Consider the following 12416-nt stretch of genomic DNA (forward strand, 5'->3'; position numbering starts at 1 on the left):
GCCTCAACGAATACGGAATCGCCGCGTACAAGACCGTCGACGATTTCGCGCAGCGTGAGGTCGAGTGGCTGCTGTCGGTGGGCGGCATCACACTGAAAACCGGCGTCGCGCTTGGCCGCGACATGACGCTCGACGCGTTGCGCGAGCAGCACGATGCAGTGTTTCTCGCGATGGGCCTCGGCGGCGTGCGTGCGCTCTCGATCGACGGCGAGCAACTGGGTGGCGTGATGAACGCGGTCGACTTCATCGAGCAGGTGCGGCAGGCCGATGCGCTGGAGAACGTGCCGGTCGGGCGGCGCGTGGTCGTGATCGGCGGCGGCAACACGGCGATCGATGCGGCGGTACAGAGCCGCAAGCTCGGCGCCGAGCGCGTGACGATGGTGTACCGGCGCGGCGTGGATGCGATGAGCGCGACGTGGGCCGAGCGCGAGTTCGCGCAGAAGAGCGGCGTCACGCTCGTCACGCACGCGAAGCCGGTGCGCATGGCCGGCGCGAACGGGCAGGTGACGGGTGTCGAGTTCGAGGCGGCGTCAGGCGAGCGCTTCACCGTCGACGCGGACATGGTGCTGAAGGCGATCGGCCAGACGCTGGTGCCGGAAGGCATCGACGCTACGCTGCTGACGGCGGACGGCGCGCGCATCGCGGCGGACGCGGACGGGCGCACCGCATGGCCCGACGTGTGGGCCGGCGGCGACTGCGCGGCGACGGGCGGCGTCGACCTTACGGTGCAGGCCGTGCAGGACGGCAAGCGCGCGGCCGCGTCGATCGACGCGACGCTCGCGCAGCGCGACGCGAAGGCTGCGTGACCGCGCATCGCGCGTCACACACCACGAGCACAACGAACACGACCCCACTCTCACGGAGCCGAACATGGCCGACCTTCGCTGCACCATCGCGGGCATCACTTCGCCGAATCCCTTCTGGCTCGCCTCCGCGCCGCCGACCGACAAGGCCTACAACGTGAACCGCGCGTTCGAGGCGGGCTGGGGCGGCGTCGTCTGGAAGACGCTCGGGCTGGATCCGCATGTCGTCAACGTCAGTTCACGCTACGGCGCCGTGCAGTGGAACGGTCAGCGCATTGCGGGGCTGAACAACATCGAGCTGATCACCGACCGTCCGCTCGACGTGAACCTGAGAGAGATCGCGCAGGTAAAGCGCGACTGGCCGGATCGCGCGCTGATCGTGTCGCTGATGGTGCCGTGCAACGAGCGCGACTGGAAATGGATCCTGCCGCTCGTCGAGGATACGGGCGCCGACGCGGTCGAGCTGAACTTCGGCTGCCCGCACGGGATGAGCGAGCGCGGGATGGGGGCGGCAGTCGGACAGGTACCCGAATATGTGGAGATGGTCACGCGCTGGGTGAAGGAAGGCACGAAGCTGCCGTGCCTCGTGAAGCTCACGCCGAACATCAGCGACATCCGGATGGGGTCGCGCGCCGCGTACAAGGGCGGTGCGGACGGCGTGTCGCTGATCAACACGATCAACTCGATCGTCGCGGTCGATCTCGACCACATGGCGCCGATGCCGACCGTGGACGGCAAGGGCACGCACGGCGGCTATTGCGGCCCGGCGGTCAAGCCGATCGCGTTGAACATGGTCGCGGAGATCGCGCGCGATCCGGAAACGCCGAACCTGCCGATCTCGGGCATCGGCGGCATCTCGAACTGGCGCGACGCGGCCGAATTCATGGTGCTCGGCGCCGGCAGCGTGCAGGTGTGCACCGCCGCGATGCACTACGGCTTCCGGATCGTGTCGGATCTGACCGACGGGCTGTCGAACTGGATGGACGAGAAGGGCTATGCGACGCTCGACGACATCCGCGGCCGCGCGGTGCCGAACGTGACCGACTGGAAATACCTGAACCTGAAGTACGACATCAAGGCGCGCATCGACCAGGACCGCTGCATCCAGTGCGGGCTGTGCCATATCGCGTGCGAGGACACGTCGCACCAGGCGATCACGGCGACGAAGGACGGCGTGCGCCACTTCGAAGTGGTCGATTCGGAATGCGTCGGGTGCAATCTTTGCATGCATGTGTGTCCGGTCGAGCAATGCATCACGATGGAGCGTGTCGATTCGGGCGACTACGCGAACTGGACCACGCATCCGAACAATCCGGCGAGCGCGGAGGCGGGAGCGAGTGCCGGTGCGGCGCCGGCACCCGAGAAGCACGCGAAGAAGGCGGCCTGACCGGCGTCCGGCGGCGCGGGCCATCCTGCACCGCCGCTTTTCGTTCCACCCGGGCCGGCATCGCATGATGCCGGCGCTGACGTTTTCGTGGAGTGCGCCAGATGAATCACGCAGCGAATCCCGCCGATCCCGATAGCGCCGCGGCGCCGGGCGGCAGCCTGTACAACGACGACCTCGCGCCGACGACGCCGGCGCAGCGCACGTGGAAGTGGTATCACTTCGCGGCGCTATGGGTCGGGATGGTGATGAACATCGCGTCGTACATGCTCGCGGCCGGGCTGATCCAGGAAGGCATGTCGCCGTGGCAGGCCGTGACGACCGTGCTGCTCGGCAACCTGATCGTGCTCGTGCCGATGCTGCTGATCGGGCATGCGGGCGCGAAGCACGGGATTCCGTACGCGGTGCTCGTGCGCGCGTCGTTCGGCACACAGGGTGCGAAGCTGCCGGCGCTGTTGCGCGCGATCGTCGCATGCGGCTGGTACGGGATCCAGACCTGGCTCGGCGGCAGCGCAATCTATACGCTGTTGAACATCCTGACCGGCAACGCGCTGCACGGCGCGGCGCTGCCGATCGTCGGCATCGGGGTCGGGCAGCTCGTGTGCTTCCTCGTGTTCTGGGCGTTGCAGATCTACTTCATCTGGCATGGCACCGATTCGATCCGCTGGCTCGAAAGCTGGTCCGCGCCGATCAAGGTCGTTATGTGCGTGGCGCTCGTGTGGTGGGCGACGTCGAAGGCGGGCGGCTTCGGCACGATGCTGTCGGCGCCGTCGCAGTTCGCGGCGGGCGGCAAGAAGGCCGGGCTGTTCTGGGCGACCTTCTGGCCGGGCCTGACCGCGATGGTCGGCTTCTGGGCGACCCTCGCGCTGAACATTCCCGACTTCACGCGCTTCGCGCATTCTCAGCGCGACCAGATGATCGGCCAGTCGATCGGGCTGCCGTTGCCGATGGCGTTGCTGTCGGTGGTATCGGTCGTCGTGACGTCGGCGACCGTCGTGATCTACGGCAACGCGATCTGGGACCCGATCGACCTGACGAGCCGGATGACGGGCGTCGGCGTGGGCATCGCGCTCGTGATCCTCACGCTCGACACGATGTGCTGCAACCTCGCCGCGAACCTCGTCGGCCCGGCCTACGACTTCTCGAGCCTGTGGCCGAAGGCGATCTCGTATCGCACGGGCGGGATGATCACCGCGACGATCGCGATCGTGATGATGCCGTGGAAGATCCTCGCGACGACGGATGGCTACATCTTCACCTGGCTCGTCGGTTATTCGGCGCTGCTCGGGCCCGTGGCGGGGATCCTGATGGTCGACTACTTCCTGATTCGCGGCACGCGGCTCGACACGCGCGCGCTGTTCGACGAGCGCGGCGGCTTCAGCTACGCACGCGGCTGGAATCCGGCCGCGCTGGCCGCGCTCGCGATCGGCGTGCTGCCGAACCTGCCCGGCTTCCTGCACACGGCTTTTCCGGCGTCGTTTCCGAACGTGCCGGCGTTCTTCAACACCCTTTACACGTACGCGTGGTTCGTCGGCCTCGTGCTGGCGTCATGCGTGTACGGCACCTGGATGAAGTGGCGCGCCGGACAGCACGCGCAGATCGCGAGCGCATGACGCACGCGATGCGTGCGATGCGCTTGATGCGGCACCCGACAGTCAACGAGGAGGCAAACAAATGGCAATCCTGATTCGCGGCGGCACCGTGGTCGATGCGGACCGCTCCTATCGCGCGGACGTACTCTGCGCAGCCCCGGAGGATGGCGGCACGATTCTGCAGATCGCCGAGCAGATCGACGCACCGGCCGGCGCGACCGTCGTCGATGCGCACGACCAGTACGTGATGCCGGGCGGCATCGATCCGCATACGCACATGGAGCTGCCGTTCATGGGCACGACCGCGAGCGACGATTTCTACTCGGGTACGGCCGCCGGGCTCGCGGGCGGCACGACGAGCATCATCGACTTCGTGATCCCGAGCCCGAAGCAGCCGCTGATGGATGCGTTTCACGCATGGCGCGGCTGGGCCGAGAAGGCGGCGGCCGATTACGGTTTCCACGTGGCCGTGACGTGGTGGGACGACAGCGTGTACCGCGACATGGGCACGCTCGTGCGCGAACATGGCGTGTCGAGCTTCAAGCACTTCATGGCGTACAAGAACGCGATCATGGCCGACGACGAGGTGCTCGTGAACAGCTTCTCGCGTTCGCTCGAACTCGGTGCGCTGCCGACCGTGCACGCGGAGAACGGTGAGCTCGTGTTCCAGCTGCAGAAGGCACTGCTCGCGCGCGGGATGACGGGGCCGGAGGCGCATCCGCTGTCGCGGCCGCCGGAGGTCGAGGGCGAGGCCGCGAACCGCGCGATCCGCATCGCGCAGGTGCTCGGCGTGCCCGTGTATATCGTGCATGTCTCCGCAAAGGATGCGGTCGATGCGATCGCGCGTGCGCGCAGCGAAGGGCTGCGCGTGTTCGGCGAAGTGCTGCCGGGCCATCTGGTGATCGACGAGGCCGTCTATCGCGATCCGGACTGGACGCGTGCGGCCGCGCACGTGATGAGCCCGCCGTTCCGCTCGGCCGAGCATCGCGAGGCGCTGTGGCGCGGGCTGCAGGCGGGGCAACTGCATACGACGGCGACCGACCATTGCGTGTTCTGCGCGTCGCAGAAGGCGATGGGCCGCAACGATTTCACGAAGATCCCGAACGGCTGCGGCGGTGTCGAGGATCGCATGTCGGTGCTGTGGCATCACGGCGTGAATCACGGCCGCATCACGCCGAACGAATTCGTGCGGATCACGTCGACGAACGCCGCGCAGATCTTCAACCTGTATCCGCGCAAGGGCGCCGTGCAGGTGGGCGCCGATGCCGACCTGGTCGTGTGGGATCCCGCCGCGACGAAGACGATTTCGGTGAAGACCCACCACCAGCAGGTCGACTTCAACGTGTTCGAGGGCATGACGGTGCAGGGCGTCGCGACGCACACGCTGACGCGCGGCGCGCTCGCATGGGCCGACGGCGACCTGCGCGCGGTGCGTGGCGCCGGCCGCTATCTGAAGCGGCCGCCGGCGGCGAGTTACTACGAGGCCGCGCGGATCGCGAACCGGCTGCGCGAACCGCATCCGGTCGAGCGCGCCGGCTGAACGGCGCATCTTGCGCGGGGCGTGTCGGTTCGAACGGCATGTCCCGCGCTTGAACCTGCTTTCCCATTCGTGCCGGCACCGCTCCGGCGCGAACCTGCCGCCTCTCCGCATTCCGTCAATTCTCTCAATATTTGGGATGAATTGAATGCGACCTCGTCTCGCCGATCTCCCGGTACATAGAACAACTGATCAAGTCCGCGCAACACGCGACGCCGCTCAAGAAAAGCCATTTTGTTTGCGTTGTCGACGTGCATGCCGGCGAGTAATATCCACCGACGGCGTTGCGCAGGTGTGCCGGGCCGGGCCGCCCGCCGAACAGTCCAACAACATTGAGAGCAAGGAGTACGAGGTGGATATTCTGCGCAGTCTCCTGGGTATGCTGTTCCTGCTGCTGGTCGCCTATCTGCTGTCGAACAACCGGCGCGCGGTGAGCGGCCGGACCATGATCGCCGCGCTGTGCACACAGCTGGCGATCGGCGCGCTGGTGCTGTTCGTGCCGTCGGGCCGCACGGCGCTGGCGGCAGCCGCGAACGGCGTCAATCGCGTGCTCGACATGGGCAATCACGGCATCGCGTTCGTGTTCGGCGGGCTGGTCGACAGCCGGATGTTCCAGCTGTTCGGCGACGGCGGGTTCGTGTTCGGCCTGCGCGTGCTGCCGATGATCATCTTCGTGACCGCGCTGATCGCGGTGCTGTACTACATCGGCGTAATGAAGTGGATCGTTGCGATTCTCGGTGCGGCGCTCGCGAAATTGCTCGGCGTGAGCCGCATCGAGGCGTGCTCGGCGGTGGCGACGATCTTTCTCGGGCAGAGCGAGATGCCCGCGCTCGTGAAGCCGTTCGTGCGAAACATGACGAGTGCCGAGATCTTCACGGTGATGGCAAGCGGCATGGCGTCGGTCGCAGGCTCGGTGCTGGTCGGCTACGCCGGCCTCGGCGTGAGGATGGAATACCTGCTCGCCGCGTCGTTCATGGCGGTACCCGGCGGGCTGCTGTTCGGCAAGCTGCTGTATCCGACGGTCGAGCCGAGCCGCGTCGTGGTCGACGGGCTCGACTTCGACGACAAGCGCGCCGCCAACGTGATCGAGGCGGCGGCGTCCGGCGCGTCGGTCGGGCTGCGGATCGCGATCAACGTCGGCGCGATGCTGATCGCGTTCGTGGGGCTCATCGCGCTGATGAACCTCATCGTCGGCGGCGTGGCCGCGTTCGCGGGCTTTCCGCAGATCACGCTGGTGGGTATCATCGGCCACCTGTTCGCGCCGCTCGCGTGGATCATCGGCGTGCCTTGGCATGACGCGACACTGGCTGGCAACTTCATCGGCGAGAAGCTGATCTTCAACGAGTTCGTCGCGTACGGCGACCTGTCGCCGTACCTGAAAGGCGGCGAGCACGTCGCGGCCGCTGGCCTGCAGGTGCTCGACCCGAAGACGCTCGCGATCGTGTCGTTCGCGCTGTGCGGCTTCGCGAACTTCTCGTCGATCGCGATTCTCGCGGGCGGCTTCAGCGCGGTCGCGCCCGAGCGCCGCTCGGAAGTCGCGCGGCACGGCCTGCGCGCGCTGACGGCCGCGACGCTGTCGAACCTGATGAGCGCCGCGATCGCCGGCCTGTTCTTCTCGCTGCATTGAACCGTGCAGTAGACTCCGACCGATCGAGGAGAGGCAACGATGTTTTTACCGCAGGAATTCATTCGCCGGAAGCGCGACGGGCAACCGCTCGACCGTGACGGGATTGCCGCGTTCGTGCGCGGCGTGACCGACGGCAGCGTGACCGAGGGCCAGGTGGCCGCGTTTGCGATGGCCGTGTTCTTCAACGACCTGAACGTCGACGAGCGCGTCGCGCTGACGCTCGCGAAGCGCGACTCGGGCGACGTGCTCGACTGGCGCGCGCTCGATCTCGACGGACCGGTGATCGACAAGCATTCGACCGGCGGCGTCGGCGATGTCGTGTCGTTGATGCTCGGGCCGATGGTGGCCGCGTGCGGCGGCTACGTGCCGATGATCTCGGGGCGCGGGCTAGGCCATACCGGTGGCACGCTCGACAAGCTGAGCGCGATACCCGGTTACGACGTGACGCCCGATACGGACGCGTTTCGCCGCACGGTGCGCGACGTCGGCGTCGCGATCATCGGGCAGACCGCGCGGCTGGCGCCGGCCGACATGCGCATCTATGCGATTCGCGACGTGACGGCGACCGTCGAGTCGGTCGCGATGATCACCGCGTCGATCCTGTCGAAGAAACTCGCGGCCGGACTCGACGGGCTCGTGATGGACGTCAAGGTCGGCTCCGGCGCATTCATGCCCACTGCGGAGCAATCGGCGGAACTGGCCCGCAGCATCGTCGACGTCGGCAACGGCGCCGGCATGAAGACGACCGCGATCCTCACCGACATGAACCAGTCGCTCGCACCGTGCGCGGGCAATGCACTCGAAGTGGCGTGCGCGATCGACTACCTGACGGGCAAGTCGCGACCGGCGCGCCTGCATGACGTCACGATGGCACTGTCGGCGGAGCTGCTCGTCACCGGCGGGCTGGCACGCGACGTCGCGCAAGCGCGTGCGAAGTTGCAGCACGCGCTCGATTCGGGTGCGGCGGCGGAACGCTTCGCGAGGATGGTCACGGCGCTCGGCGGACCCGCGGACCTGCTCGACGCGCCGGCGCGTCATCTTGCGCGGGCGGAGGTGATCGTACCGGTTCCGTCGCGCTCGAGCGGCGTGGTGCAGCGAGTCGATTGCCGCGCGCTCGGGCTGGCGGTCGTCGCGCTTGGCGGCGGGCGCACGCGCGCGGCGGATGCGATCGACTACAGCGTCGGCCTGACGGCGCTCGCGGAGATCGGGCAGCGTGTCGATGCCGGCCAGCCGCTCGGTTATGTGCATGCCCGCGACGCCGCCGCCGCGGCGCACGCGGTGGATGCGATCCAGCGCAGCTACGTGCTGGGCGAAACGGGTGATGCGCCGCCGACGATTTATCAGCAGATCGGCTGACCGATCGCCGGTGCGGGCATCGGCGATCACTTCACTTCACGTCACGGGAGTATCGTGACGGCCGGGGTTTGGCCGCGCCGATACATCCCCGCACACAATCGAGGGCACGACGAGATGGAACGACACGAACTGATCGAAGCGGCGAAGGCGGCGCGCGAACGCGCGTATGCGCCGTATTCGCGCTTCAAGGTCGGCGCGGCGCTGCAGGCGCGCGACGGGACGATTTTTCACGGCTGCAATGTCGAGAATGCGTCCTACGGACTCTGCAACTGCGCGGAGCGCACGGCGATGTTTTCGGCCATCGCCGCCGGTTATCGTCCGGGGGATTTCACGCGGCTCGCGGTCGTCGGCGACACGGACGGCCCGATCGCGCCGTGCGGCGCGTGCCGTCAGGTGATCATCGAGGTCGGCACGCCCGACATCGAAGTGATCCTGGCCAACCTGAAAGGGGCCGTCGAGGTTACGACGGCCCATGCATTGCTGCCGGGCGCGTTCCGGTTGTAACGGCGCGCGCTTCTCACGTCACGCGCCATTCACGTTACGCGCCGTCGCGCGCGTCGCGGATCGGGATCACCGTGCGCGCACCGCACTGGCGCAGCAGGTCGCGCAACTCGTTGATGACCGGGAACACCTCGTGGTTCCAGTCGGCGCCCTGGCGATCGTGCGCTTCCTGCTCGCGCTCGACGATCCAGCGATCCTCGCGGAAGATGCGTTCGGTGAACCAGACGAGCAGCGGCCACGCGAGATCGAGCGCGAACGGGATGCCGGGCTTGTGGATCGACAGCAGTCCGAACGTGCGGTTGGTGCGCTGTTCGGCGTCGAGCGGCACGTAGACGATCCACAGGTCCATCACGAGCGTGCCTTCGCTCGAGCGGATCTGCAGCGTCTGGTACGGGTAGCCGGTGCGCACCGTCATCACGCTCTTGTCGGACTGGTCGGCCGTCTTCTTGCTCGCGCCGAACACGAGCGCCTCGCCGACCGGCTGCTTGCCTTCCATCCGCGCGAACGTGTAGTCGACTTCGACCCAGTCGTCGCCGCGGCGCCGGCCCAGCGAACGCGCGCGCATCTGTCCCATCTGCTTGCGATGCAGGAACTGATGGTTCATGTCCATCAGGTTCTCGTGCATGAACGAGTAGTGGCACTTGACCTCGCGGCCGAAGCGACGCGTCTTGTACGTGCGGTTTTCAGCCGATTCGAGTGCAGGAAACGGCCGTTCGCCGGCGAGCGTCGCGTCGCCCGGGAACACGAAGATCAGCCCGTGCGCCTCGCGGCATGGATACGCACGTACGCCGTTCGGCAAGCGCTCTCGGCCTAGATAGGGCACGTCGACGCATTGGCCGCTGTCGCACGCGTAGGTCCAGCCGTGATAGCAGCAGCGCAGCGTCTCGCCGCTCACGACGCCCGCGTGCAGCGGCACCTGGCGGTGCGCGCAACGATCCTCGAGCGCATATACGGCGCCGGATTCGGTGCGCACGAGCACGATCGGATCGCCGGCGAAGCGCACGCCGAGCGTCTTGCCGCGTTTCAGCTCGCGCGACCACGCGAGCGGGTACCAGTGATCGGGATGAATCGGCACGCGGCGCAAGTCGCGCACGACCGCGCCGGAAGAGGGTTCTCCAAGGGTGCCGCTGTCAGGGAAGGGCACTGCGCGCATGCGTGACGCCTCCAGGCTGGACTGGGATTCCGGGCGCCGCATGACGCGGCGGGGATCTGGAGAAGTCTACGCGAACTTGCCTGTCACGGCGGACGCGATGCGGGTTTGCCCCGGCACGGCGGAGGCGGTTTCGTTGATGCAGCGCAACCCGGGCCGAAGACGGCGCGCGCCGGCCGTGCGTGGCCGCACGGGCCTTGGCCGCGCGACAGGCGTCGCCCCGTCACGCGGCCGCTTGCCGGTCACGAGCGCGCATCGCGCCACAGTACTGCGTCGGTGCGGTACAGCGCCGGGAAGTACTGCTTCAGCCCGGTGATCTTCGGCATGTCGTTGTACGCGATGTACGGCGCGTCGGGGTGCAGCTCGAGGTAGTTCTGGTGATAGGCCTCGGCCGGGTAGAACCCCTTGTAGTCCTCGACGCGCGTAACGACGGGCGCCGGAAACACGTGTGCGGTGCCGAGCTGCGCGATGTACGCGGTCGCGACCGCGCGTTGCTGCGCGGTGGTCGGGAAGATCGCCGACCGGTATTGCGAGCCTTCGTCGGGGCCCTGCCGGTTGAGCTCGGTCGGATCGTGCGCGACCGAGAAGAACACCTGCAGCAGCCGGCCGTACGTGATCTGGGTCGGGTCGTAGACGATGCGAACCGATTCCGCGTGCCCGGTCAGCCCCGAGCCGACGAGCGCGTAGTGCGCGGTTTCGGACGCACCGCCCGCATAGCCGGCCGTCACCTGCTTCACGCCCTTCACGTGCTCGAACACGCCTTGCACGCCCCAGAAGCAGCCGCCGGCGAGCACGGCCGTCTCGTCGTGCGATGCGCCAGGTGTTTCGTCGAGCGTCGGCGCGGGCACGGTGCGCATCGGCTCGGCGGAATTGACGATGCGCTGGTAGCCGAACACGGCGGCGGCCGCGACGGCGATGGCGCCGATGCGGCGCAGCATCGCCGTGCGCCGTTGCGGCGCGGAACCGCGTGGGGAGAGGGTATTCACGGTGCGCTCCTTGGGAAACCGGAATGGAAAGCGGGAAGCCTGGACGCGGCGCCGGTGCGCCGCATCCTGCCGGGATCAGCCGAACGTGAACGCATATGCATTCACGCCGGGATCGAGAAACTCGATTGCGAACGTGCGGTCGGCGATCGCGCCGGACTGCCGCACGAGCTGGTACAGGCGCTGCCCGGTGACGGTGCCGTAGCCCTGTGCATCGACGTCGGTGCCATGCGCGGCACCGGGCGCCGCGCCGTCGATCGTTACGCGAAACCGCACGGGCTGGCCGTTCGCGCCCGGGCCGAGCACGAGGTGCAGGTCGCGGGCGTGGAAGCGGTAGACGATCCGTCCCGACGGGGCGGCGAGCGACGCGCGTTCGGCGCCGACCTGCCACGTGCCGGCGAGGCCCCAGTCGTTGAGATCGGGGTGCGCCGGCGCGTCGTAGCGATGCGCTGCATCGCGCACGACGCCGCCCGGCGACGTGAAATCCTCAGCGCGTGCGTAGCCGACGTAGGTCTCGGGCGAGCGCACGTCCGCGCTGTCGCCCGCCGCGAGCGCACCCTTCGCGGGGGCGCCGGAGAGTCCGATCGGCACGTTCAGCGCTTCCGGATGGCCGGCTTCGGCAAGCAGCGACTGGATCGCGCGCTCCGATTGCGCGTATTCGCCTTCGCCGAAGTGGTGATGGCGGATGCGCCCTTGCGCGTCGATGAAGTAGTGCGCGGGCCAGTATTCGTTGCCGAACGCGCGCCAGATCGAATAACCGTTGTCGATCGCGACCGGGTAGTCGATGCCGAGGTCGTGCACGGCCTTCTTCACGTTGCCGATGTCGCGCTCGAACGCGAACTCCGGTGCGTGCACGCCGATCACGACGAGCCCGTACGGCGCGTACTTGCGTGCCCATGCGGTCGTGTACGGCAGCGTGCGCAGGCAGTTGATGCACGAGTAGGTCCAGAAATCGACCAGCACGACCTTGCCGCGCAGGCCGGCCGCCGTCAGCGGCGGCGAGTTTAGCCACTGCACCGCGCCGTCGAGCGGCGGCAGCGTGCCTTCGACGGGCAGCGCGGCCGGCGCATGCGTCGCATCCACCGCGCGCATCATCGCGCCGCCGGCCTGTTCGGCTTCGGCTGTCGCAGCCATCATCGCGCCGCCCGAACCGTTCGCGGCGCCGTTTGCCGAGTTGTCCGCCGGGTTGCCCGCCGCGGCTATCGCCGCCGGTGCGCCGTTCGAACGCCCGCCGAGCCGGTCGACGAGCTTCGTCTCGAGCCCGCCCGTCGTGGCGGTCGACAGTTGGGCCAGCGCGCCCGTATCGAGGCCGAGCGCGATCGCGCCGACGCCGGCCAGCAGCATCACGCCGATCCCGCGCTTGATCCATTCGCCGGCGCCGAGCGAGCGCTTCATCGCGGCGAACACCTTGCCGCCGATCACGAGCGCGACGCCGAGCGACGTCGCCGCGCCGGCCGCATACGCGACGAGCAGCAGCGTCGTG

10 protein-coding genes are annotated in these 12416 nt (G+C 68.0%); 7 read left to right on the forward strand and 3 right to left on the reverse strand.

Going from position 1 to position 12416, the window contains the following annotated elements; translation table 11 throughout:
* The 7 genes from JYJ84_RS16020 to JYJ84_RS16050 all read left to right on the forward strand — a co-directional run.
* On the forward strand, window positions 1-806 hold an 806-nt coding region (locus JYJ84_RS16020), incomplete at its 5' end, for an FAD-dependent oxidoreductase (protein WP_205189278.1).
* A 64-nt stretch (window positions 807-870) separates the two neighbouring features.
* On the forward strand, window positions 871-2190 hold the full coding sequence (gene preA, locus JYJ84_RS16025; RefSeq protein ID WP_122950295.1) for an NAD-dependent dihydropyrimidine dehydrogenase subunit PreA: 1320 nt from the start codon (window positions 871-873) through the stop codon (window positions 2188-2190).
* A 101-nt stretch (window positions 2191-2291) separates the two neighbouring features.
* Window positions 2292-3800, forward strand: coding sequence for an NCS1 family nucleobase:cation symporter-1 (locus JYJ84_RS16030; RefSeq protein ID WP_122950296.1), 1509 nt, complete (start codon window positions 2292-2294; stop codon window positions 3798-3800).
* A 61-nt stretch (window positions 3801-3861) separates the two neighbouring features.
* Window positions 3862-5319 (forward strand): dihydropyrimidinase, encoded by a 1458-nt coding sequence (gene hydA / locus JYJ84_RS16035; RefSeq protein WP_122950297.1) that lies wholly within the window; start codon window positions 3862-3864, stop codon window positions 5317-5319.
* A 349-nt stretch (window positions 5320-5668) separates the two neighbouring features.
* A complete protein-coding gene (locus JYJ84_RS16040) occupies window positions 5669-6943 on the forward strand; it encodes a NupC/NupG family nucleoside CNT transporter (protein WP_122950656.1) in 1275 nt (424 codons plus the stop codon).
* Between the two features lie 39 nt (window positions 6944-6982).
* The gene (deoA, locus tag JYJ84_RS16045; protein WP_122950298.1) at window positions 6983-8299 is read left to right on the forward strand and encodes a thymidine phosphorylase; all 1317 of its coding nucleotides are present in this window, start codon (window positions 6983-6985) and stop codon (window positions 8297-8299) included.
* Window positions 8300-8413: 114 nt separating this feature from the next.
* Window positions 8414-8803, forward strand: a complete 390-nt coding sequence (locus JYJ84_RS16050; RefSeq protein WP_122950299.1) for a cytidine deaminase — start codon at window positions 8414-8416, stop codon at window positions 8801-8803.
* 34 nt (window positions 8804-8837) lie between these two features.
* Here JYJ84_RS16050 and JYJ84_RS16055 read toward each other — a convergent pair whose 3' ends face one another.
* The 3 genes from JYJ84_RS16055 to JYJ84_RS16065 form a co-directional block, all read right to left on the reverse strand.
* Window positions 8838-9953: an aromatic ring-hydroxylating dioxygenase subunit alpha gene (locus JYJ84_RS16055; protein ID WP_122950300.1), complete on the reverse strand. Its 1116-nt coding sequence runs from the start codon at window positions 9951-9953 to the stop codon at window positions 8838-8840.
* A gap of 239 nt (window positions 9954-10192) precedes the next feature.
* Complete coding sequence (msrA, locus tag JYJ84_RS16060) at window positions 10193-10888, reverse strand: peptide-methionine (S)-S-oxide reductase MsrA (RefSeq protein ID WP_122950301.1); 696 nt, start codon at window positions 10886-10888, stop codon at window positions 10193-10195.
* Window positions 10889-11011: 123 nt separating this feature from the next.
* The coding region (locus JYJ84_RS16065; RefSeq protein WP_205189280.1) for a thioredoxin family protein at window positions 11012-12416 on the reverse strand (1405 nt) is incomplete at its 5' end.

The organism is Burkholderia sp. LMG 13014, assembly GCF_905232215.1.
GTDB lineage: Bacteria > Pseudomonadota > Gammaproteobacteria > Burkholderiales > Burkholderiaceae > Burkholderia.

Bases quoted from the DNA above. Each gene is read 5' to 3' on its own strand.
- JYJ84_RS16055 (WP_122950300.1), bottom strand. From the start codon at position 9,953: ATGCGCGCAGTGCCCTTCCCTGACAGCGGCACCCTTGGAGAACCCTCT.
- deoA (WP_122950298.1), top strand. From the start codon at position 6,983: ATGTTTTTACCGCAGGAATTCATTCGCCGGAAGCGCGACGGGCAACCG.
- hydA (WP_122950297.1), top strand. From the start codon at position 3,862: ATGGCAATCCTGATTCGCGGCGGCACCGTGGTCGATGCGGACCGCTCC.
- JYJ84_RS16030 (WP_122950296.1), top strand. From the start codon at position 2,292: ATGAATCACGCAGCGAATCCCGCCGATCCCGATAGCGCCGCGGCGCCG.
- msrA (WP_122950301.1), bottom strand. From the start codon at position 10,888: ATGCTGCGCCGCATCGGCGCCATCGCCGTCGCGGCCGCCGCCGTGTTC.
- preA (WP_122950295.1), top strand. From the start codon at position 871: ATGGCCGACCTTCGCTGCACCATCGCGGGCATCACTTCGCCGAATCCC.
- JYJ84_RS16050 (WP_122950299.1), top strand. From the start codon at position 8,414: ATGGAACGACACGAACTGATCGAAGCGGCGAAGGCGGCGCGCGAACGC.